This window comes from Staphylococcus sp. 8AQ, assembly GCF_902506595.1.
Classification (GTDB): domain Bacteria; phylum Bacillota; class Bacilli; order Staphylococcales; family Staphylococcaceae; genus Staphylococcus; species Staphylococcus pasteuri.
Genome location: NZ_LR733871.1, coordinates 2,472,450 through 2,495,778, shown reverse-complemented (window position 1 = coordinate 2,495,778; position 23,329 = coordinate 2,472,450). Strand labels below are relative to the sequence as shown.

Sequence of the window (23,329 nt, the reverse complement as noted above, 5' to 3'; positions counted from 1 at the left end):
AACGTCAAAGGAGCAAGCTCCTTATCTGTTCGCTCGACTTGCATGTATTAGGCACGCCGCCAGCGTTCATCCTGAGCCAGGATCAAACTCTCCATAAAAAATTATGATGTTTGATTAGCTCATAAAACTAAATTAATTGTTGTAACTTTCGTTACATTATTGGAATTAACGTTGACATATTGTCATTCAGTTTTCAATGTTCATTTCTTTACCAACAAGAATTAATTATACGCTTTATCAACTTTAAAGTCAACAACTTTTTATAATTAATTTTTGAAGTGTTTTGTTTGTGTTTCGCTTTGTTCCGCTCAACAAATATATACTATACAGGCTCACAAAGCTTTTAACAACAGTAAAATTTACACTTTCTTAACAAACGAGAACGCCTATTTAATCATATGCCGAACGATATAGACTATCCATTATATAAAGTTCATTTTTTGATTATATATTCCATAGAATTACTCATTTATCCCTAAGATAAACCTTTAATTTACAAACTTTATCTTTTTTTAAATTTTTATTAAGAAATATAAAAAACGCTGATACTATACATATCAGCGTTTAAACTACATTTCAGTTCTACCGGCAATTGCTTTGGATAAGGTCACTTCATCAGCATACTCTAAATCTCCACCAACTGATAAACCTTGGGCTAAACGCGTTACTTTTATCCCAATAGGTTTTACAAGTCTTGAAATATACATCGCCGTTGACTCACCTTCTAAGTTAGGATTCATCGCTAAAATTAATTCTTTAACTTCATCACTTTTTAGTCGATCGACTAATGCAGGTATATTGATATCTTCCGGACCTATACCATCCATTGGAGAAATAGATCCATGTAACACATGATATAATCCTTTAAATTCTCTCATCTTTTCCATTGCGATAACGTCTTTATCATCTTCAACAACACAGATTACTGAACGATCTCGTTGTTTGTCTTCACAAATGTAGCAAGGATCTTTCTCTGTAATATGTCCACAAACACTACAATAAGTAAGTTCACGTTTAACATCTACAAGTGCTTTCGCAAATTGAACAACGTCGTCTTCTTTCATATCTAATGTATGAAAAGCCAGACGTTGAGCTGTCTTAGGACCAATGCCTGGCAATTTCATAAAACTATCTATAAGTTTGGATATTGGTTCTGGATAATGCATATTATCACATTCCAGGGATGTTTAAGCCTTGAGTATGTTTACCTAGACGTTCTTGTGTTAATTTATCAGCTTTATTCATTGCTTCATTTGTAGCAGCTAATACTAGGTCTTGTAACATTTCAACATCATCTGGATCTACAGCATCTTCTTTGATTTGTACGTCAACAACTTCTTTGTGGCCAGTAACTGTTACAGTAACCATGCCTCCACCTGCTGTACCTTCTACACGTTCTTCTTTTAATTTCTCTTGTTCTTGTTCCATTTTCTTTTGCATTTTTTGCATTTGTTTCATCATTTGTTGCATATTTCCGCCACCGCGCATAATTCCATTTCCTCCTTATAATCCTTCATATTCTTTAAATTATTACTTTGTTTATATTATACATACGAATATTAGCCTTGTCATGTGTGGCTATTCATCTATCATATGAACTGTTTCTTCGCCAAATAAATCTTTTGCTTTTTGTGCTATATCCTCTTGTTCTGGTTCTTTTTCATTTTCTTCCGCTTCATGATGTTGATCTTGTTTACGATTTTGGAGATACTCAGCTCTAACACGTAACCATTGGTCTGAAGGCACGCCTACCACTTTGACTGTTTTATTGACGATATTACAAACAACACTTTCTATATTATTACGTTTTTCATCGTCTTTATTAACAATTTCACAATGAATTTCTTCTTCAAACTTAACTAGTACATGATCTTCACTAGCAGCAACAGGTTCTGAATTTTGAAGTAAGCTCACTAAAGATTTTTTGTCATTATTTTTAGCATGATCAATTACTTCTTGCCAATGATTTTTAAGTAACTTAATGTCATCCTTATTCGCTTTATCTAAAACTTTTGCAATTTGTTGCATTGAAAATGCGTTTTTAGAGCGTTGTTGACTACGCACAGGTTTTTTAGGTTGTTGCGTTTGTCCTGATGTAGCCACTCCTTGAGATTTCAAGGTTTTAAGTTCTTGTTCTAATTGTTCCATACGTTGTAATAAAACATCATTATTAGGCTCTGTGGCAACTTGTGTAGTCGCAACATTTTGTACTGTTTCTGGTTTAGCTTTAATCATTTCCGCTAATTTTACTAACAGTACTTCAAAGTGAACACTTTGATTTACACTAAAACGTATAGAAACTAATGTGTCATTAATGATATCAATCATACGATATAAGGTATCTAAGTCAAAATGAATAAGTGCATCATATTCAACGTCTTGGTTAGACGTTTTGTTCATAATAGTATCTCTAACAAAATAAATCATATCATTAATCAAACGATTAACTTCTTTACCTTCTGTAACAAATTGGTGATATCTATTAAATGATTCTTTAACATCACCTTCAACAATATCTTTAAATAATTCATTAAGTGACGCTTCGTCAACGCTGCCTGTAACATTTAACGCATCTTGTAAAGTTAAGTGTTCATCTCCGAACGCAATAGCTTGGTCCATAATACTTAACGCATCTCGCATACCACCTTCAGATGCCTTGGCAATAAACTCTAAGGCCTCATCATCGTATGGTAATGATTGTGAATCAGCTACATATTTCAAACGATCAACAATTTGATTTAAACTGATTGCTTTAAAATCAAATCTTTGTGCTCTTGAAATAATCGTTGGTGGAATTTTATGAGGTTCAGTTGTCGCTAAAATAAAAATCGCGTGTGCAGGTGGTTCTTCTAATGTTTTTAACAATGCATTAAAAGCCCCAGTAGTCAGCATGTGAACTTCATCTATAATATAAATTTTATATTTTGATTCGCTTGGAGCATATTTAACTTTATCTCTAATGTTTCTAATTTCGTCTACACCATTGTTACTTGCGGCATCAATTTCAATAACATCAGAGTTAGTACCTTGCGTAATGCCTTTACAAATCGCACACTCATTACATGGTTCTCCATCCGAACTATTTGTACAATTGATAGCTTTCGCAAATACTTTAGCAATACTCGTCTTCCCAGTTCCTCTTGGGCCACTAAATATGTAAGCATGAGATTGCTTCCCTTTAGAAATCGCATTTCGCAAAGTTTTAGTTACATGTTCTTGACCAACAACATCATCAAAACTTTGAGGGCGATACATACGATATAACGCTTGATAATTCAACTTAGCACCTCCATTAGCAATTACATTCTATTATATCACGCACGTAAACTTGTTCATCAATAAAAGTGTGTTAACGCATAATACTTGGATATTTTACTTTTCCAATTGGTGGATCTATTAAGTTATCCCATAGAAATTTCACTAGTAAAGGTTGTGACTCATCTCCATATTCTGAATATAAGCCGAATTCACTAGCCAGTTGATAACCTAACTTTTTAAAATAGTCTTGTTCTCGGTCAACAACAATCGTTGTATAATCTTGGGATTTAGCTCGTTCTTCAACAGCTTGCACAAGAGCTTTACCTAATCCTTGATTTCTTAATTCTTTTTTTACTGATAAAGACGCGATGGTTAAAGCTGTATATTTCTTTTCTTCCGATGTAACACTTACTTCTATTAGTAATGCATGTCCAATAACTTTATTTTGCTCATTTTTCGCAATGACTTCTAATTCATAATTATAGTCATCTGATTTCCTTAATTTTTTAACAAGTGCTTTTTCTTGCCAACTCGCTTCAGGTTGATCATCATAGTTTTCTTCAATACTATTCAACGATTCTTCATAATCCACTTCGGTTAAGGTACTCAAGTATATTTGCATTGTTTCACCACCATGTTTGTCATTAGCTATTGCACTTATATATCGCTTTAACTTTATCAAATTATGTCATATTTATCTATTTATAAAAAAGAGAGCGACTCATCGAAAATAAGTCGCTCAAATCTATATTTTGTATAATTAGTTTTTTAAAATTAAAAACCGTGCACCTTTGTATCGAACGTATATCACAAACGTTACCGAAGTCGTTAGCTAAATCTCGGCTACCCTACGGCACATATGATTATCCACTTAATGCTGCTTCCGTCAGGACCTGACATGATTCGTGGGTTCATATTGCATAGGACCGAAATCTTCAAACACTACGTGCTTCGGGCAGACTTCACAAAAATACGCCCTCAACAAAGGAATTAAGTCTCGCATAAAGCGGATTTCGAGTACAGGGAACCGCTACCTCCCCACCTAGCACGGTAAGATTTATAATACTATAATTCCTCTATTGTTTGCAAGTTTAAAATCTTATTCTGAAAAATATCTATTAGAACTATTATATTAAAGAAACTACTGGATAAGATTTTCACGACGCCGAGAAAACTCTTTAAATTTAAAATCTGTCGCAATGTGTTTAGATATATTGTATTGAAACTGAGTTGTATCTTTTAAGTAGACTGTACTTCTTACAGTAGCGGTATAAGGCGGATTAATATCGCCAAATACCTCATCATCTATCTTTGAAAATGGTTCAAAAGTAATTGATTTACTCGAATAACTAATCTCTAGTTGTAAATCATTTTCTAAATAATCATATATGGATTGTCTTGCTACTTCATCACTAATGTTTCCAACAATAGATTTTACGAAGAAATCTTCATCTAAAATTTTTACTTTTCCTTCTATAGAACGTGTACGAATAACATGAATTAATTTATCATCTTTTTCCAAACCTAATTCAAATTGTACTTTTTCTGCATCAGCGGCATTTATTTCTTCATTAATCACAAGTTCAGTATGATGTTTTAAACCCAATTGATGTTGTATCTCTTTAAAACTAATTAATTCTGAAAAAGGAAATTCAGTTATCCCTTGGTATATTACAACAGAACCTTTACCTCTAATTTTTTGAATCATACCATCATTAGCTAATAAGTCCAGCGCTTTACGAACAGTTTCTCTCGAAGTTCCATATGTTGTAACTAATTCATTTTCAGAAGGTAGCTGCTCACTATATCCATATACTTCTGTTAAGATTTGATTTTTCAATTGTTCATAAATTGTGATGAATTTCTTTTGTACCATGGTGTATTCCTCTTTTAATCGTATTTACTTTGCTATTTCTATAACAATCGCGCCAAATCCTGATATTTTATGCTGATTTACAGTTCCATTTTGAATAATAGTATCTCCTGATATATCTAAGCCATCAGGTAAAGTGACTTCATCTTTTGAGAAATTAGCTATAATTAACCAAGTTTGATGACGATAATGTCGACGATATACAAATAATTGATTGTGATCCATATACATCGGTTCTATATTACCATAAGTTAAAATATCATTTTGATGTCTTAAATTTATTAATGCTTTATAAGTATGCAGAACGGATTCGGAATCTTTCATTGCTTGTTCAACATTAATCTTTTGATAATTATCGGCAGTAGCAATCCATGACTCTCCTGAAGTAAAACCTGCATTTTCTGAATCATCCCATTGCATTGGTGTTCGAGAATTATCGCGTGATTTTTGGTCTAATATTTCTAGAATGTGTTGTTCTGAATAACCTTGGCTCTTCAAATAATGAAAAGCATTCAAAGATTCTATATCTCTATATTCCTCTATTGATTTAAAATGAGGATTTGTCATACCTATCTCTTCACCTTGATAGATATAGGGTGTACCTTGCAACATATGTAGTGCAATGGCTAAAGTTTTTGCACTTGCTTGACGTAACTCTTCTGAACTATCATCTCCAAAACGCGAAACAACACGTGGTTGATCGTGATTACACCAAAATATTGCGTTCCAACCTCCACCTTCGTAAATACCCAATTGCCAATTCATTAATATTTCTTTAAGCTGATGAAAATCCATTTTCCCTTTAGCCCATTTTTCTCCATCAGGATAATCAACTTTCAAATGATGGAAATTGAATACGCTACTTAATTCTTGTCGATTAGGATTAGAGTATTTAACACAATGATCAATTGTTGTAGATGACATTTCACCTACAGTCATCATGTCTTTATTTCCAAATGTATTTTGATTTAACTCATGTAAAAATTCATGTACTCTTGGGCCATCTGTATAAAATTCTTTACCAATTTTTTTAGAATCTTTAAATTCACCTTTAGAAATAAGATTAATCACATCAAAACGGAATCCATCCACACCAAAGTCTATCCAATGATTTACAATTTTATATAATGCTTGTCGTACGTCGGGATTATCCCAATTTAAATCAGCTTGCGTAACATCGAATAAATGTAAATAATATTCATCTGTTTGTTCATCATATTTCCAAGCATTCCCACCAAATTTAGATTCCCAATTGGTTGGAGGCCCCTCTTCTGATGATCTAAAGAAGTAATAATCACGGTATGGACTATCCTTAGATTTAATCGCTTCTTTAAACCATTGATGTTCAGTTGATGTATGATTGATGACGATATCCATCATTATTTTAATATTTCTTTGATGTGCCTCTTTTACCAAGAGTTTAAAGTCGTCTAATGTACCAAAATTCTCATTAACCTTCAGATAATTACTTATATCATATCCGTTATCATTCATTGGTGATTCATAAATAGGTGTTAACCAAATATAATCAATTCCTAAAAATTGTAAGTAGTCGAGTTTTTCTATAATACCTTTGAGGTCACCTTCACCATTTCCCGTTGTATCATTAAATGACTTAGGATATATTTGATAAACTACTGACTTTCTCCAGTCTTGTTCTTTCATTGTAAAACCACCTTTTTGTACATTGTTTAATAATAAAAAGCGTTCAGAGGTTTGCTAAACATGAACGCTTTAATTTTATGAGTTAGATGTATCGACCATTTTTTTGGCTTTTTGATTACTAAATCTTGAAAATACTATCGTTAAAATTGCTGGGACAATCGTAGCCACTAATATAGCCGGGACATAAATCCACCAAAATTCATTTTTTATTGAAATAAATGCTGGCCAACCACCAACACCCACTTTACCTAATACTTTATTAGCACCAATGAATCCACCGAGTACACTTGATGTTAGAATTGCAGAGATAAATGGATATTTCAATGGTAAGTTCACACCAAATAATGCTGGTTCAGTAACTCCTAATACACCTGAAATACCTGAAGTAAATGCAAGTCCTTCTTCTTTAACCATCTTCTTACGTTTGTAGACAATCCATGCACCAAATGCTGCTGACCCTTGGCAAATATTAGAAATGGCTAAAATTGGCCATAAATATGTACCGCCTAAACTACTACCCATTAATTGGAAGTCAACAGCTAAGAACATGTGGTGCAGTCCTGTGATAACAAGTGGCGCGTATAATAAACCATATAAGGCACCACCTAACCAACCTGCATGTTCGAAAACATATGTTACTCCATTTGTAATTCCTGTACCTAATATTAAGGCAATTGGTCCGATAACAATAAATGCCAAGAAGCCTGTTATTAACAGTGCAACTGGACCGACAACTAGCATTTTAATGGAATCATGTACAACTTTATTAAGTACTTTTTCAATTTTTGCCAAAACATATGTAGCTAATAATACTGGTAAAACTTGTCCTTGATAATTCAATTGTTTAATTTCTAATCCAAATAAATTCCAAGTTGGTATATGTCCTTTACCGATATCGTATTGAGAGACAAGTTGTGGATTCATCAAAATAAGTCCCAATACTAAACCTAAAATCGGACTTCCTCCAAACACACGCATACTACTCCAACCAATTAACGCTGGTAAGAAAATGAAGGCTGTGTTAGCTATAACGTTAATCATATCTGAAATATCCGCAATTTGCGGGTACATTTCTATTAACTTTTTAGGACCAAAAAGACCTTCCATGGTTAAAATGTTATTAATCCCCATTAATAAACCTGCAGTTACAATCGCTGGCAAGATTGGTATAAATATATCCCCTAACAATTTAATCAATCTTTGTATAGGATTCCCCTTTTTCGCTGCAGCTAGTTTAGCGTCATCTTTAGATGCTTCTTCTGCTCCGGTTTCTGCTACAAATTGTTTGTAGACTTCATCAACTGTCCCCGGACCAATAACAATTTGGTATTGATGATCTGCTTTGAATTGTCCTTTTACTAAAGGATTATCACTTAATGCATCTTTATCTACCTTGTTATCGTCTTTTAACACTAATCGTAACCTTGTCACGCAGTGTGTTGCAGTGTCTAGATTTTCTTTGCCCCCAATTGCGTCTACAATGGCTTTCACATCTTTATTATTTACAGCCATAGCCGTCACTCCTTTGTTTTCTTATATTGATTATAACTTGTCTAGACAAGTTATGTAAAGGCTTTCAAAAAAAGTAGAGTTAATCTTCAATATTAAATTCACAAATACGCCATTATTAATATTGATTTAACAGTTAAGAATTAATTATGGATTGCGCGGTTAAGACCTGTATCTATCAAATGTATACGGACATTACTAATGCATTAAAGATGAGGGTTTCTGACTCCAAAAACAAATAAAAAAGGCAAATACTCATTAATAAATGAATACTTGCCTTTTATATCTATTAGTCTTGGATTTAAAATTCTAATGGCGGAGGAAGAGGGATTCGAACCCCCGCGGCCCGTTAAGGCCCTGTCGGTTTTCAAGACCGATCCCTTCAGCCGAACTTGGGTATTCCTCCATTGAACACAATAAATATATTATAATAGCGTTCATTAAAAGTCAATTCTTTTTTTACACTAGAATTTTTTGATTTAAATAACTTTCAACTGCATCAGCCACTGCTCTACCTTCTTTAATAGCCCAAACAACAAGACTTTGACCTCTTCGAGCATCACCAGCAGCAAAAATTTTCGAATGATTCGTTCTAAAATCTCTATCATTAGCAATAATTTTATTTCTTTCAGTTTTAATACCAAATGATTGTGGAATTGTAGTTTCAGTACCTACAAAACCAATGGAAAGTAATACTAAATCAGCAGGCCAAAACTTCTCTGACCCTTCTCCCATTACAGTTCCATCTTCAGTTTCACTAATTACTTGTGTATAGAGTCCTCTAACATTACCAATATGATCCACATCATACCTCATCGTTTGTACACCATAAGCACGTGGTTCTTGACCAAAACGTGCTTCATACTCCTTATGAGCATAATCCATTTTAAATACTGGTAAGGCTAACGGCCAAGACGTATTGGTTTCAAAAGTGATTTCTTCTGGTAATTTCGTATACTTATTAAACTGTACGACAGACTTACAATTTTCACGTAATGCAGTAGCAACACAGTCTGCACCTGTATCACCTGCTCCGATAATGATGACATTTTTATCTTTAGCTGTTATTGTTACCTCGTCAATTTCACCATTTAAAAATTGAGTTTGTTCAGTTAAATAATCCATTGCAAAATGTATACCGTAACCCATACGTCCTTCTAAAGGTAAGTCTCTAGCATTTTGAGAACCAGTGCATAGAATTATTGCATCATACATCTTTTCTAATTCTTCACGATTGATATCTACACCTATTTCTATACCTGTTTTGAATGTAATGCCAGCTTCTTCCATTAATTTGACACGACGTCTTACAACATCTTTATCTAACTTCATATTAGGAATACCATACATCAATAATCCACCCGGTTCTTTAGCACGTTCGTATACTGTCACTTTATATCCTCGATGATTAAGTTCATCTGCTGCTGTCAAACCGGCCGGACCACTTCCAACAATTGCAATTGTTTCATTTCTATCCGCTTCAGGATATTTCGGTTTAACCCAGCCATTGTCATAAGCTTCATCAATAATAGTTCGTTCAATACCTTTAATCGCTACTGACTCTCTATTAATTTTCATCACACATGCATGTTCACATGGTGCTGGACATACACGCCCTGTAAATTCCGGAAAATTATTAGTTTCGCTAAGTCTTTCGTAGGCAGTTTTATAGTCACCACGATAAACAAGATCATTCCATTCAGGTATGTAATTACCAATTGGACATCCTATGGTTTCATTCCCATAGGATAATCCACTTTGACAAAATGGTGTACCACAATCCATACATCTTGCACCTTGAATTGAAGCATCATCTTTTGAAAATCGATTTTGAAATGCTTTGTGGTTTGAAAGACGATCAATCAAAGACAACTCTGATAATGCTTGTTTTTCATATTTCATAAACCCTTTAAACTCGCCCATGATAATCCCTCTTTCTTAATAAACTACTGCCGGTTTTAATTTTGTATCTATACTTGTTCTTTCATCATAAAATGCTGCTAACATTGCTTCGTCTTTTTGATTATGATGACGTAATTGAATATCAATTTTTTGCATCATTAATTTATAATCTTTAGGTATCACTTTTACGACTGATTCTGAAATTTGATCGAAGCGTTGTAGTAGTGTTTGTGCTTTTGAACTATGTGTATATTTCACATGAGCTTCTAGCATTGATTTAATAAATTGCTTTTCTTCTTCATATGTCACATCACTAAATTCCAAAGTAGAAAGTGCATGCTTTTCTTTAAATTCATTAACATCACTTGGGAAGATGTAACTAACACCACCACTCATACCTTGACCAAAATTCTTTCCAACGTCACCAATAATTAATACATGTCCCCCTGTCATATATTCAAGTCCATGGTCACCAATACCTTCAACTACTACATCGACACCACTATTTCTGATACAAAAACGTTCGCCAGCTTTACCATTAATGAAAGCTTTACCTTTCGACGCACCATAGAAACAAACATTTCCTGCGATAATTTCGTTTTCACGTGATTGATTTGGCGCTTGAACTATCACCGTTCCCCCAGACAACCCTTTTCCAACATAGTCATTCGCATCACCATTATGATGTATGGTTAACCCTTTAGGTGCAAATGCTGCTAGACTCTGTCCAGCATGACCTTCCGTATGTACATATATTGTATCTTCAGGCAATCCTTTTTCCCCATATTGTTTAGCAATCGCACTACCAGTAATTACGCCAACATCACGTTGTACGTTCTTAACTGTATAACTTCCTGAAAATGCACGTCCTGCTTCTATACTTTGTATAGCATCAGGATATAAATAATTTAAATCAAAACCTTCATCTAAATGATGATCTTGCGCAATTTGTTTAGTATCTGGTCCTTCTACTATGCTTAGCAAACGCTCAATATCAATAGATGCAGCCTTAGTACCAGGTGTTATATGTGAGGCACGTTGTAATAAATCTGTACGTCCTATTAATTCTTCAACTGTTCTCAATCCTAAAGATGCAAGTATTTCTCTTAATTCTTCTGCAATAAAGTACATAAAATTAACTACGTGCTGTACTTTACCTTTGAATAACGCACGTAAATCTTTGTTTTGAGTAGCAACTCCCACTGGACATGTATCATTATGACAAACACGCATCATAATACATCCAAGTACAACTAACGGTGCTGTTGCAAATCCAAATTCTTCCGCTCCAAGCGCACATGCATACGCTACATCTTTACCAGTGAGTAATTTACCATCTGTTTCTAATTTCACCCTACTACGTAAATCGTTTAATTTTAATGTTTGATGGGTTTCGGCTAATCCGATTTCCCATGGCACCCCTGCATGTTGAATACTCGTTTTAGGGGATGCCCCTGTACCTCCGTCATAACCACTGATTACAATTTTGTCAGCAAAAGCTTTAGCTACACCTGAGGCAATTGTTCCTACACCTGTTTTCGAAACAAGCTTAACAGCGATATCCGCTTCTTTATTCGCATTTTTCAAATCATGAATCAATTGTGCTAAGTCTTCAATAGAATAAATATCATGGTGTGGTGGCGGTGAAATTAATCCTATACCTGGTGTAGATCCTCTTGTTTCGGCTATCCATGGATATACTTTAGATCCTGGTAATTGACCGCCTTCCCCTGGTTTAGCACCCTGTGCTACTTTGATTTGAATTTCTTTCGCATGTTGTAAATAATCACTTGTTACTCCAAATCTACCTGACGCTACTTGTTTGATAGCACTTATTTTACTACTACCGTCTTTTTGAGGTTGATAACGTAATGGATCTTCGCCACCCTCTCCACTATTACTCTTACCACCTAGATGGTTCATCGCTTGTGCTAATGTTTCATGTGCTTCTGCTGAAATAGAACCATAACTCATGGCACCAGTATTAAATCGTTTTACAATTTCAGAGGCTGGTTCCACTTTAGATATATCAATTGGTTTACAAGACTTAAATTCCAATAAATGACGTATAAAATCTTGTCTTTGATAGTTGACCGCATCTGAATACTGTTTGAATAACTTATAATCGTTATCACGACAAGCATGTTGTAATAGAAAAATAGTCTGTGGATTGAAGGCATGATGTTGACCTTGTTGTCTCCATTGGAATGTACTACCAGGTGCTAAATAATCTGAATGATGACTCTGTCTAGCTTTATTTTCATCATCAATTTGTTGAATACTAATACCAGAAATTTTAGATTGTGTACCTGTAAAATATTTATCAATAACATCTTGTGATATACCAACAGCTTCAAAAATTTGTGCCCCTTGATAACTTTGAACTGTTGAAATACCCATTTTGGCCATTACTTTGATTACACCTTCTGATAAAACATCGGTATAAGTTTTAACATTAGCTGCAACCGTTCCTGATAATTGATTATTAATGGTTAATTGTTCTACTGTTTGTTGTGCTAAATAAGGTACAACTGCATTAGCTCCATAACCTAATAAACATGCTACATGATGTACTTCGCGTGTTTCTCCTGATTTTGCAACTATGCTTGTTTCCATTCTTAGTCCTTCACGTATTAAACATTGATGAACATGACTTACTGCTAATAACATTGGCATTGCAAATCCTTCATTAGACTCTAATAAACTATCATCTAATACAATAATTCCTGCACCATCTTTAACATGTTGTATAACCGTTTCTGCCAACAAATCAAGACTATGTTCTAAATTATCTTGATAAATTGTCGATACATATGTTGTTTTAAATTTCTTTACATCGATAACTTCTAACTGTGCTTCTGTCATTACAGGCCTTTTAAGTTGAACGCGATGTAGTACAGTTTGATCTGGTCTTAATAGGTTACCTTCTCCACCTAGATAAGATAGCTCACTTGTAACGATTTTCTCTCTATATGCATCAATAGGTGGATTAGTCACTTGTGCAAATAACTGTTTAAAATAATTAAATAGGGTTTCAGGTCTATCGTTCAAGACTGCGATAGGTGAATCATAGCCCATCGCCCCTATCGGATCTTTCTTTTGAGTTACTAAATCAACGATATATTTATTGATTTCTTCTTTCGTATAAGCGAATTGATTTTGCAATTTTAACAACGTCTTTGAATCTAAAAGACTTGAACGGTATTCAGTATTCTCAATATTGGCGTCATATTTATCTGTATGTATCCATTTCGAATAAGGATGTTCGCTTGCAATTTCTGATTTCAAATCATTATTTTCAACTACTTTATTCTGTTTAAAATCAACTAATAATAACTTACCAGGGTTCAATTGTCCTTTAAATGCTACTTCAGATTCAGGTACATCTATAACTCCCACTTCAGATGAGAATACAATGTAATTATCTTTTGTAATCGTGTATCTACCTGGACGTAAACCATTTCGGTCTGTTAAAGCGCCAATTTTATCCCCATTACAAAATGAAATCATAGTCGGGCCATCCCATGGCTCCATTAAATAACTATAAAATTCATAAAATGCACGTACTTCTTTGTCGTTAGATTTGTTATAAAGCCACGGTTCTGGAATTAATAACATCGCTGCTTTTTCCGGTTCCATTGCTAAAGATAAAAATTCCAATGCATTATCTACAATTGAAGAATCACTACCATCTTCATCGACAATACGGTGTATTTTATGTTGGTCTTCACCAAATAATGTACGAACTAATTTATTTTGACGTGCGCGCATCCAATTCACGTTACCTTTTATGGTATTAATTTCTCCATTGTGCATGAGGAGCCTATTTGGATGCGCTCGTTTCCAACTCGGAAATGTATTCGTACTAAATCTTGAATGAACAAGTCCAAGTTTAGATTGATAAGATTCATGCGTTAAATCCAGATATAAAGATTTAATTTGGTCCGAACGCAGCCAACCTTTATAAACAATCGTCTTATGGGACAAACTTGTAAAATATAGTTCCAAGTCTTCGTTTTCAGCGTAAAATTCAATTTGCTTTCTAGCTAAGTAAAGTTGTTTTTCTATATGATTAACGTGTCTAATATCTACAAATACTTGTTGAATATAAGGCATTGTATCCGCAACATGTTGTGCTACTGCTTCTTTATTGACCGGCACATCCCGGTATCCAATAATTTTTAGTCCTTCATTTTCGAAATATTGATTCAATACAGCTTCATGATTGCTTCCTATCAATCTCTCTTTAGAGAAAAACATACCAACAGCATACTCGCCTTCATCTGGAAGCTCTAAATCAGAGAAATGTTCAAAGAATTCAAAAGGAATTTCTGTCATGATCCCCGCACCATCACCAGTCATTCCATCAGCGCCAACACCGCCTCGATGATCTAATCTACACAACATTTCCAATGATTTTCCAATAACATCGTGAGTTCTAATATTATTCATATTAGCGTAAAAACCAATACCACAAGCATCATGTTCCTCACGATAGTCGTATAATCCCTTTTTTAGCCTCTCATTATACATGATGCACACTCCCTTTTAGAATTTTCTGACAATTGATACATGATAATAAATAATATAATGTAATTTTTTCATCTGTTCAATATATAAATTAGATAATATTTATCTAAAAAAGAGAATGATTTGTGTATAAACTGTTATAATAAGTGTTAAATGTAATCTAGAAGCATGGATTGTTAAAGCGAGGGGTTTAATCATGGAAATAAAACAACTTAAATATTTTGTAGAAGTCGCTCGACGCGAACATATTTCAGAAGCTGCACTAGAATTAAACATTGCTCAATCAGCTATAAGCCGCCAAATAACCCAATTAGAAAAGGAACTACACGTCTCTTTATTTAAAAGAAGAGGTCGAAATATTTTATTAACAACTGAGGGCAAACAATTACTAGAAGAGGCAACTAAAATTTTGGATCAGTTTGATAAAACTGTTCAATTATTTCAGCATCAAAATATATTGAGTAATCAAAGTATTTATTTATCCTATAGTGAAAGTGACGTTTCCAATATACTAGGACGACTTGTCCAAACATTTGAACAGCAAACAGAAAGTCTTATTTTTCCAGACTTAAGCGAGGATGAAACTATTTTAGAAGGTGTTTTAGCGGGAGAAATAGATATTGGCATTGTTGAATTAACCGATCAAATCAAGCATCATACAAACCTAATTATGACGCCTTTATTTGAAGAACACTATTACTTATATTCAAACAAAAACAATCCAATTACATTCGCGTTACAACCACAATTGCAACAATTACAACAAGAAAATGTATACTGTCTAACAGCATTACCAGAGTCTATTAAAGATAAATTGTCATCTTCAATCCGTACGATTACAGATATACAATTAGCACAATATCTTTTAAAGAATGAAAGAGGTGTAGTTATTACCCCCCAAACGATTTCATTAGATAAACAGTCAAACCAATGGACTAAGGTATCACTTAGTCATACGGAATTAAAGCGTACAATTTGCGTTATTGCTAAAAAGGAAAATCTCAAACCAGATTTACCAATAGCATTACAAACAATAAAAACCTTATTCAACAAAACATCTACATATCATTAAATATGAAATCATCAAATGAACTAATTTAAATAGACAACTTTTATAGCCTTAAAAATTAAAGGCTACGTTAATTTTTGAAATATAAATTAAATAATCGTATAATCATTCTATTATTCTAACTGAAGAATTGAGGGTTATTGAATGCAATTCCATACCTTTTTCAAAACTAAATTTTATTGGATTGTTATGATATTCATCTTCCTATTTATAGGATTATTTATCTTTACTTTATTTAATGAAAAGTTCTACTCAATGCCTATAGGTAAAGTTACAGATGTACAAAGAGTCAATACACAACATGTGACTGACGAACAGCATAACAAAGATATCAAATATAAAGATCGACTTACTATCCAAATTTTGAATGGTAAATTTGAAGGCGCTAAATCAACGATTACTAACGACTATGTTAAGTCACAGGCTGATTCAGAACGTTTTTCTAAAAACGATAAAGTTTTATTACATATCTCTAAAAAACCGAATGATGCTTATATTATTGAAAAAAAGCGTGATAGTCTTGTCGTCCTTATAACCGGTGTTTTCCTTATTACTATACTATTAGTAGGTAGACAAGTTGGCTTGCAATCCATTCTGTCACTCATATTAAATTCAATAGCAGTATTAGGAGCCATATACATTCATAATCAAATAGGTAGCACTAGTCTATTCTTATTAATGGTAATAGCTATGATTGTATCGACAACGCTCACTCTATTACTCGTTATTGGATGGCGAATGCGTACACTTATCACTATTATCTCAACATTAGCCGGAACCTTCCTTTGTATAGGTATTGCTGAGCTAGTCATTCGTATGACACATGGCAACGGTATTAAATATGAAACGATGAGTTTCCTAACATTACCACCTAAAGATGTATTTTTAGCTTCTGTGTTAATTGGTTCACTAGGAGCTGTGATGGATGTTGCTATCACTATTGCTAGTGGTATGAATGAAATACTCCAACGCACACCACAAATTAGTATGAAAAGATGGGCTCTTGCTGGAAGAAACATTGGGCAAGATATTATGGGAACAATGACAAATATTTTATTATTTTCCTATTTAGCTGGTAGTTTGCCTATGTTCCTTATTTATTTAAAAAATGCTAATACCATTACTTATACTATTTCTATGAATTGGTCATTAGAAGTTGCCCGCGCTCTAATAGGTGGTATTGGTATTGTCTTAACGATTCCAATTACGATTGCTCTAATGGAATTATGGTTTAAAGTAAGGAGGCATCAACGATGAGTGCTATTACTATATTAGGTCTCTTATTATTAATATTAATGATTATTTTTGGTGGTAAAAAAGGATTAATATCATTTGCTACATTATTCTTAAACTTTATTGTACTCATTATTAGCATCTTAATGATTATCTTTGGAGTCCCTATCTATCTCACGACAATTATATTTTGTATCGTTGTAGCTGCATGTAATTTATTCATCTTAAACGGTTACGACGTTAAAACACAAGCCGCCTTTATAGGCACACTTGTAACGACAGTAATTTTAATTTTAGCCATATACATCTCAGTAAATGTTGGTCATTTACAAGGTTTCGCTACAGAACAACAAGACGAAACATATGTATACTCAATGAACATTGGCATCAACATGGTCCAATTCATGATATTTACTATCGTTTTAGCAGTGATAGCTGCAGTGATCGACCTAGCCATAACCATTAGTTCACCTATGTACGAACTCAATGAGACGAACCCAAATTTAAGTCAACATCAATTATTCCAATCAGGGATGCGTGTAGGTAGAGAAATTTTAGCCACATCTGCAAACACAATATACTTGGCCTATTTTGGCGGTCAGTTGACTTTGTTTTTCTGGTTCTTCAAACTCAATTATTCATTCGGTCATATCATTAATTCAAAAATATTTGCACAAGAATTTATCTCAATCCTATTCGGTGGTATCGCTGTTGCTATAAGTATCCCTATCACCGCATGGATAACTGCATTTTTAATTAAAAGAAAAATAAATCAGCCAAATACAAAACAATAAAACAAAGCAGAACGTAGGAATGAAACATGCTTCATCATTCTTATCTACGTTCTGCTTTTTAAATTGTATGTGACATAACATAAACAGGTTTACCTATCATTGTAGATTTACCTGTATGTCGATAGCCAGCTTGTTCATATATATATTTTGCTTTTGGATTATCAGTATTTACAACTAAAACAATTTCATTAATATGCGGATATACTTCTTTAATGTACTGATCAAGTTGTTGTATTACATATTTACCAATGCCTTTACCACGATAACGAGAATCTACAACAAATGATCTAAAGAAAATGGCATTAGGATTAGATGAATACGATTCTGGGCCATCACCTTCATGTAAAGTAAAGAAAGCCAAACATTGCTGACCTTCCATCACTAGAGTAGGATGTCTATTTTCATTTTTCCTTGCAGATGCTAAGTTTTCTAATGGCGGTTTAGCAAATCGTAAATCTTCTTCTAATAGTTCTATTGATTTTACTGCATCATAATATTTAGTTTCATATTTCAATATATTCATAGTCTCACCTATTTACTCTGTAGACATTTCATTAATCCATTTTAAAACGGCAGGTGCAATCATATCAACATCATCTTTATCAAACCACTTAATATCAGTAATCTCATTATCTGTATGTATATTATCCCAATTGATTGTTGTTGTAGCACGATATCCGTTTAGTTCTGTAAGCATATTTTCCTGAGGATACGCCTTTCCTACTACTGTACCTATATATGATAACTCAGTTTCTGAAAGGTGAAGATTCAATTCTTCTTTAAGTTCTCTGATTAGTGCTTCTAATTGTGTTTCTCCTTCATCAATTTTACCACCCGGGAAATAATATTTTTCACGATGACGCACTTGTACAAGTAAAATTTTGTCTTTGGTTTCTTCAACTAAACAAACACACTTAATCATGTCATTAACTCCCTTATCAAATATTTTAAAATTCAAAATATATTTAGTATTATGTTATCATAATTCCCCTAAAGGTTTGTTTCATCATTTTATAATTTTTAGTGTATAATTAATAAAATATGGGTAATCAGTATAATCAAAAGTTTTACATTGGAGGGAAAATCATGGCAACAAAATCAAGTACAACACGTTTATCAAATTTATTTGGAATCGCAGGCTTTATTGTTGATGGATATAATGGTATTAGATATGATGCAAAAAATAAACAACTTGTTTATTTATCATTAGGTTTAAGTGCATTAGGAACAATAATAGACTTCTATGTATCAATTAAATCTGCTAGTAAATTCCGTAAATTAAACGCTTTAGTATCTTTTGCAATTAATGGTACACGTTTATTTACTAGCTTTAGAAAAGTTAAAAATGAATACTCAGATGATTTCAAATAAGCACAAATAAAATTTTTAGTAGCCTAGGACATCGAAGTCTTAGGCTATATTCATTCATATCAACCAATTAATATCTTTCTTCTTTTTACATTTTACTTCAAACAACTATTTATCAAAATATTTGTAATTTTCATTAAAAAATCTTACTATGACAATAATTCAAAATTGAATAATGTTGAATTTATCATTTTATAATAATCTATGGATACTACCGAAAGGAGCTTGCAACATGATTTATACAGTCACGTCCACTTTACCTCCCTCACACGGTGGTAGAACACAAGCCTTATTAAGAAGAATAAAATTAATCGATGAGGAATTTAATGTACCAACTAAAATTTTGACGACGAATTATAATAGAAACTATCCCAATATTTATAAAAAATTTTTAGAAGATCATAAAGTTACAGATAATATAGAATTTGAAAATATTTATGAATGGTTAACAAATTTCAAAATTTATGATGTTCCAAAGACCAAAATTTTAAAGAAACCAAAATATAACAAAGTATCAAAACGTATTTCTGGTCTTAAAGCTGAAAAAAATCCTCAAAATCATGAAATTAAATATTATGACAAAAATCATCAATTAGTACGTTTTAGAAAATATTTTTCTAACAACTCAATATTACATTACGAAGATGTTATCTCTCCAGAAACAGGTATGAAAACAATGCGTCATGAATACAACTCTTATGGTTATTTACATAGAGTACTTCACTATTTTGACGGTTCAAAAAAGAAAAGCCAGGAAATGATGTTTTACCCTGACGGTGAAATGTACTGTGAACGTCATTTTAAAGATAATGATAAAAATAGTGTGAATCTCGTTAAATTGCTTAAAAATGGAGAAGTCTATGAAACTTTCTCTGACGACAAAGCTTTTGCAAAATACTATTTTGAACATAAATTCAATGATGATGATATCGTATTCTGCGATGCTAGACTTTTAGACGATCCGCTACTCTCCCAATCACATCAAACACGAAACATATTAGTTCTGCATAGTTCACACTTATCTGGTAAAAAAATTAAAAAATCATTTAAATACGCCTTTGAACATAAAGAAAATGTAGAAAAATTTATCGTTTTGACTCAGCAACAAAAAGAAGATATCCAACAAATGTACGATATTGCAGATAACCAATTTACACTTATACCACATTTTATTGAGGATACTACAGCTAAAGAGCCAACTAAAGACGATGAAAAAGAAGACCGCTTCGTGTTTATAGGTAGATTCAGTAAAGAAAAACAATTAGATCACTTACTCAAAGCTTATAATGAATTTCTTAAAAGTGGTCATCAGACCAAATTGGCGCTTTTCGGTAGAGATGTGGATAATCAAAGAGCAATGATGGATGATTTAATTGAAACATATCAGTTAAATGACAAAGTGAGTATTCACAAATATACATCGAATCCATTAGCAGAATTCAAAAAATCTAAAGCATCTCTCTTAACAAGTAGCTACGAAGGATTTGGTTTAACGATTATGGAAAGTATTTCAATGGGTTGTCCAGTTGTTTCGTACGATGTTAGATACGGTCCGAATGAAATTATTGACCATGGTCAAAACGGTTACTTAGTAGAAGCCAACAATATTAATCAGTTGGCTGAATATATGACTCAAATTATCGAACATCCATTAACAAATGTTAAAAATAATGAAAAACTTTATTATTCATCAGCAGTAAATAACTATAAGCAATTGCTTGAACATTTAAATGTAATTTAATGCTAAACATCCATCTTACCTATTCAAAGGTGAGGTGGATGTTTTATTTGTGAATAATATAATTGATTGAATTCTCTACAATAGTCATTACTTCTAATTTCACGTATCCAATTTATATGAATAAAAAATAAAACTACTGAAAAAGTTAATTAACTTAATCAGTAGTCCATTGTTATATCTATTTATTAGTGAATGTATCGATATGAGCTTACTTGATATGATGGAATTGTTCTATATGTTACAATTCCAGGTTTAGCAGCCCAATTCATTTCTGAAATTAAAATACTACCATCACTGTTAACACGTTCTACAAATGCTACATGACCATAATATCCTGCATCACTTTGTGCGATTGAACCAACAGTTGGTTTACCATCAATTGTGTAACCATCAGCTGCTGCTGCGTTATCCCAATTGTTAGCGTTCCACCAATATGTACTAATACCTTTACCGATTTGAGCACGACGGTTAAATACATGATAAGTACATTGTCCCCATGTATATAAGTTTTGATGATTGAAAACAGGTGTTTTATAACCATTATTACTTGCACTTGCATTACTAGAACCAGTGTTAGATGCAGTAGCACTTCCTGTTACTTTTAACTTTTGTCCAGGGTAAATAAAGAAGTTAGACATCCCATTTAAACTCATAATTTTTTGATAAGATGTGTTATATTTAGCCGCAATTGAAGATAATGAATCTCCTGCTTTAACTGTATACGTTGATGAACTACCACTTGTAGTTGTTGAGCTACTTGGCTTACTTGTACTAGTAGCTTTTCCTGATACTTTTAATTTTTGTCCAGGATGAATAGTAAAGCTATTCAAACCATTCAATTTCATTATGTTTTGATAGCTCGTTCCATACTTAGAAGCAATTGAAGATAATGTATCTCCTGCTTTAACTGTATAAGTAGATGAACTACTTGTTGAAGTTGAATTACTTGGTTTGCTCGTACTACTAGTTGATCCCGATAATTTTAAAACTTGATTTGGAAATATTATATTAGATGTCATTCCATTTAATGATTTTAATTTCGAAACGGAAACACCATATTTATTCGATATAGACCAGAGTGACTCTCCACTTTTAACTTTATGTGTCGTTGTTGCTGCATCGGCTTGCGTTGCTGCAATAGCGCTTACTGCACTAGTTCCAACGATTGCAGCAATAATTTTTTTATTCAATTACTTATTCCTCCTAAAATACTCTATTTATATCTCGGATTATTTATACAATATCTATTATACTTGTTTTATATGTATATGATATTTGTATTTCATGACATTATGATTACAAATATAATAATATTATCAAATTGATTCTTACATAAAATACATTTCTACTATATAAATTGCACATTTCCTCTTTACACTTTAAAGTTACAAATTACATTTTATTTTTCATAATGTTACTTTTAAAATTATTTGCTTTCATAAAATAAACATCGAGAAAGTAAGGCAAATACATTTTTGTTATAGTTTCTAACAATTTGAAAATGTATACTTCTTACTATCTCGATGTAAGACTAATCATTATTCTTTTAGTTCTTTTTCAATATCTTTAATTTCTTTTTGAGATAAATCTACAGGTTTTTCGCCATCTTTAGTATCTTCTTTCAATGCTTTTTGAGCTTCTTTTGAATGATATAACTTAACTATTTTTTTGTAAGTTTTATTATCTATGTCTTTTGAATTAACTGCAATAATATTAATGTACGGTTGTACTGCATCAGAATTCTGATCTTCTAAATAAATTGGATCTTTCTTTGGATTCTTTCCTGCTTTTGTCGCCACACCATTATTAATAACTGATATATCTACATCTGATAATGCGCGTGCAGTTTGCTGTGCATCGACTGCTTTAATTTTTAAATTTTTAGGGTTATCAACTATATCTTTTGTAGTGCCATTTAAACCAAAATCCTTTTTCAATTTAATTAAGCCTGCTGATTCTAATAATTTAAGTGCACGTGCTTGATTTGATACGTCATTTGGTATAACTACTTGAGCTCCTTTTTTCACATCTTTTATATCTTTTATCTTATCTGAATAAATACCTAAAGGTGCTAATACCGTTGTACTCATTGCTGAGATTTTGGCATCTTTATGTGCTTTCTTATATTGATCTAAAAACGCAAAATGTTGAAAGGCATTCATATCGATGTCTCCATCACTTAATGCTTTATTCGGAACATTATAATCAGAAAAATGCTTGATTTGTACATCGATACCATCTTTTTTAGCTAGTTCTTTCACTTTTTCCCATGCTTTAGTGTCATTAGATGCTACACCAACTGTAACTTGTTTGTCGTTCTTCCCACCACAAGCAGATAATACTAATACCGCTAAAATAATTACTCCTAAAATTTTCTTCATATTGTT

18 protein-coding genes, 1 tRNA gene, 1 rRNA gene and 1 other RNA gene are annotated in these 23,329 nt (G+C 32.7%); 5 read left to right on the top strand and 16 right to left on the bottom strand.

Going from position 1 to position 23,329, the window contains the following annotated elements; genetic code table 11:
* The 12 genes from GVY01_RS12155 to gltB form a co-directional block, all read right to left on the bottom strand.
* A 16S ribosomal RNA gene (locus tag GVY01_RS12155) occupies window positions 1–98 on the bottom strand; the annotation flags it as partial.
* 471 nt (window positions 99–569) lie between these two features.
* Window positions 570–1,166: a recombination mediator RecR gene (recR, locus tag GVY01_RS12150; RefSeq protein WP_017638323.1), complete on the bottom strand. Its 597-nt coding sequence runs from the start codon at window positions 1,164–1,166 to the stop codon at window positions 570–572.
* A gap of 4 nt (window positions 1,167–1,170) precedes the next feature.
* Window positions 1,171–1,488, bottom strand: a complete 318-nt coding sequence (locus GVY01_RS12145) for a YbaB/EbfC family nucleoid-associated protein (RefSeq protein WP_017638322.1) — start codon at window positions 1,486–1,488, stop codon at window positions 1,171–1,173.
* Between the two features lie 90 nt (window positions 1,489–1,578).
* Complete coding sequence (gene dnaX / locus GVY01_RS12140; protein ID WP_017638321.1) at window positions 1,579–3,279, bottom strand: DNA polymerase III subunit gamma/tau; 1,701 nt, start codon at window positions 3,277–3,279, stop codon at window positions 1,579–1,581.
* Window positions 3,280–3,349: 70 nt separating this feature from the next.
* Window positions 3,350–3,880 carry a GNAT family N-acetyltransferase gene (locus tag GVY01_RS12135; RefSeq protein WP_017638320.1) on the bottom strand — a complete coding sequence of 177 codons (531 nt, stop codon included), beginning with the start codon at window positions 3,878–3,880 and terminating at the stop codon, window positions 3,350–3,352.
* A gap of 159 nt (window positions 3,881–4,039) precedes the next feature.
* Window positions 4,040–4,309, bottom strand: an RNA gene (gene ffs / locus GVY01_RS12130) — signal recognition particle sRNA large type.
* 90 nt (window positions 4,310–4,399) lie between these two features.
* Window positions 4,400–5,134 carry a trehalose operon repressor gene (gene treR, locus GVY01_RS12125; protein ID WP_017638319.1) on the bottom strand — a complete coding sequence of 245 codons (735 nt, stop codon included), beginning with the start codon at window positions 5,132–5,134 and terminating at the stop codon, window positions 4,400–4,402.
* Between the two features lie 24 nt (window positions 5,135–5,158).
* The gene (treC, locus tag GVY01_RS12120; RefSeq protein WP_017638318.1) at window positions 5,159–6,796 is read right to left on the bottom strand and encodes an alpha,alpha-phosphotrehalase; all 1,638 of its coding nucleotides are present in this window, start codon (window positions 6,794–6,796) and stop codon (window positions 5,159–5,161) included.
* Window positions 6,797–6,871: 75 nt separating this feature from the next.
* Complete coding sequence (treP, locus tag GVY01_RS12115; RefSeq protein ID WP_017638317.1) at window positions 6,872–8,308, bottom strand: PTS system trehalose-specific EIIBC component; 1,437 nt, start codon at window positions 8,306–8,308, stop codon at window positions 6,872–6,874.
* Window positions 8,309–8,618: 310 nt separating this feature from the next.
* Window positions 8,619–8,711, bottom strand: a tRNA-Ser gene (locus GVY01_RS12110).
* Between the two features lie 53 nt (window positions 8,712–8,764).
* Window positions 8,765–10,228 carry a glutamate synthase subunit beta gene (locus tag GVY01_RS12105; RefSeq protein ID WP_017638316.1) on the bottom strand — a complete coding sequence of 488 codons (1,464 nt, stop codon included), beginning with the start codon at window positions 10,226–10,228 and terminating at the stop codon, window positions 8,765–8,767.
* A gap of 15 nt (window positions 10,229–10,243) precedes the next feature.
* Window positions 10,244–14,740 carry a glutamate synthase large subunit gene (gene gltB, locus GVY01_RS12100; RefSeq protein WP_159333786.1) on the bottom strand — a complete coding sequence of 1,499 codons (4,497 nt, stop codon included), beginning with the start codon at window positions 14,738–14,740 and terminating at the stop codon, window positions 10,244–10,246.
* A 193-nt stretch (window positions 14,741–14,933) separates the two neighbouring features.
* Here gltB and gltC point away from each other — a divergent pair, with 193 nt between their 5' ends.
* The 3 genes from gltC to GVY01_RS12085 all read left to right on the top strand — a co-directional run bounded on the left by gltC (window position 14,934) and on the right by GVY01_RS12085 (window position 17,833).
* Window positions 14,934–15,809 carry a glutamate biosynthesis transcriptional regulator GltC gene (gltC, locus tag GVY01_RS12095; RefSeq protein ID WP_017638314.1) on the top strand — a complete coding sequence of 292 codons (876 nt, stop codon included), beginning with the start codon at window positions 14,934–14,936 and terminating at the stop codon, window positions 15,807–15,809.
* A gap of 141 nt (window positions 15,810–15,950) precedes the next feature.
* The gene (locus tag GVY01_RS12090; RefSeq protein WP_159333785.1) at window positions 15,951–17,063 is read left to right on the top strand and encodes a YibE/F family protein; all 1,113 of its coding nucleotides are present in this window, start codon (window positions 15,951–15,953) and stop codon (window positions 17,061–17,063) included.
* Window positions 17,060–17,833: a YibE/F family protein gene (locus tag GVY01_RS12085; RefSeq protein WP_017638312.1), complete on the top strand. Its 774-nt coding sequence runs from the start codon at window positions 17,060–17,062 to the stop codon at window positions 17,831–17,833. Before GVY01_RS12090 ends, GVY01_RS12085 begins: the two co-directional genes overlap by 4 nt.
* Window positions 17,834–17,891: 58 nt before the next feature.
* Here GVY01_RS12085 and GVY01_RS12080 read toward each other — a convergent pair whose 3' ends face one another.
* Both GVY01_RS12080 and GVY01_RS12075 read right to left on the bottom strand, forming a co-directional pair.
* Complete coding sequence (locus tag GVY01_RS12080; RefSeq protein ID WP_017638311.1) at window positions 17,892–18,356, bottom strand: GNAT family N-acetyltransferase; 465 nt, start codon at window positions 18,354–18,356, stop codon at window positions 17,892–17,894.
* Between the two features lie 12 nt (window positions 18,357–18,368).
* Window positions 18,369–18,755, bottom strand: a complete 387-nt coding sequence (locus GVY01_RS12075; protein WP_017638310.1) for an NUDIX hydrolase — start codon at window positions 18,753–18,755, stop codon at window positions 18,369–18,371.
* A gap of 164 nt (window positions 18,756–18,919) precedes the next feature.
* On the opposite strand from GVY01_RS12075, the gene GVY01_RS12070 reads away from it, so the two are divergent.
* Entirely contained in the window at window positions 18,920–19,204 is a 285-nt protein-coding gene (locus GVY01_RS12070; protein WP_017638309.1) for a hypothetical protein, read from the top strand.
* A 229-nt stretch (window positions 19,205–19,433) separates the two neighbouring features.
* On the top strand, window positions 19,434–20,942 hold the full coding sequence (locus GVY01_RS12065; RefSeq protein ID WP_017638308.1) for a glycosyltransferase: 1,509 nt from the start codon (window positions 19,434–19,436) through the stop codon (window positions 20,940–20,942).
* Window positions 20,943–21,127: 185 nt separating this feature from the next.
* On the opposite strand, the gene GVY01_RS12060 is transcribed toward GVY01_RS12065, so the two are convergent.
* Together GVY01_RS12060 and gmpC are read right to left on the bottom strand one after the other, a co-directional pair.
* Complete coding sequence (locus GVY01_RS12060) at window positions 21,128–22,132, bottom strand: LysM peptidoglycan-binding domain-containing protein (protein WP_017638307.1); 1,005 nt, start codon at window positions 22,130–22,132, stop codon at window positions 21,128–21,130.
* Window positions 22,133–22,480: 348 nt separating this feature from the next.
* A complete protein-coding gene (gene gmpC / locus GVY01_RS12055) occupies window positions 22,481–23,323 on the bottom strand; it encodes a dipeptide ABC transporter glycylmethionine-binding lipoprotein (RefSeq protein WP_017638306.1) in 843 nt (280 codons plus the stop codon).
* Window positions 23,324–23,329 lie beyond the last annotated feature (6 nt).

Bases quoted from the DNA above. Each gene is read 5' to 3' on its own strand.
- recR (WP_017638323.1), bottom strand. From the start codon at position 1,166: ATGCATTATCCAGAACCAATATCCAAACTTATAGATAGTTTTATGAAA.
- GVY01_RS12145 (WP_017638322.1), bottom strand. From the start codon at position 1,488: ATGCGCGGTGGCGGAAATATGCAACAAATGATGAAACAAATGCAAAAA.
- GVY01_RS12135 (WP_017638320.1), bottom strand. From the start codon at position 3,880: ATGCAAATATACTTGAGTACCTTAACCGAAGTGGATTATGAAGAATCG.
- treR (WP_017638319.1), bottom strand. From the start codon at position 5,134: ATGGTACAAAAGAAATTCATCACAATTTATGAACAATTGAAAAATCAA.
- treC (WP_017638318.1), bottom strand. From the start codon at position 6,796: ATGAAAGAACAAGACTGGAGAAAGTCAGTAGTTTATCAAATATATCCT.
- treP (WP_017638317.1), bottom strand. From the start codon at position 8,308: ATGGCTGTAAATAATAAAGATGTGAAAGCCATTGTAGACGCAATTGGG.
- GVY01_RS12105 (WP_017638316.1), bottom strand. From the start codon at position 10,228: ATGGGCGAGTTTAAAGGGTTTATGAAATATGAAAAACAAGCATTATCA.
- gltB (WP_159333786.1), bottom strand. From the start codon at position 14,740: ATGTATAATGAGAGGCTAAAAAAGGGATTATACGACTATCGTGAGGAA.
- gltC (WP_017638314.1), top strand. From the start codon at position 14,934: ATGGAAATAAAACAACTTAAATATTTTGTAGAAGTCGCTCGACGCGAA.
- GVY01_RS12090 (WP_159333785.1), top strand. From the start codon at position 15,951: ATGCAATTCCATACCTTTTTCAAAACTAAATTTTATTGGATTGTTATG.
- GVY01_RS12085 (WP_017638312.1), top strand. From the start codon at position 17,060: ATGAGTGCTATTACTATATTAGGTCTCTTATTATTAATATTAATGATT.
- GVY01_RS12080 (WP_017638311.1), bottom strand. From the start codon at position 18,356: ATGAATATATTGAAATATGAAACTAAATATTATGATGCAGTAAAATCA.
- GVY01_RS12075 (WP_017638310.1), bottom strand. From the start codon at position 18,755: ATGATTAAGTGTGTTTGTTTAGTTGAAGAAACCAAAGACAAAATTTTA.
- GVY01_RS12070 (WP_017638309.1), top strand. From the start codon at position 18,920: ATGGCAACAAAATCAAGTACAACACGTTTATCAAATTTATTTGGAATC.
- GVY01_RS12065 (WP_017638308.1), top strand. From the start codon at position 19,434: ATGATTTATACAGTCACGTCCACTTTACCTCCCTCACACGGTGGTAGA.
- gmpC (WP_017638306.1), bottom strand. From the start codon at position 23,323: ATGAAGAAAATTTTAGGAGTAATTATTTTAGCGGTATTAGTATTATCT.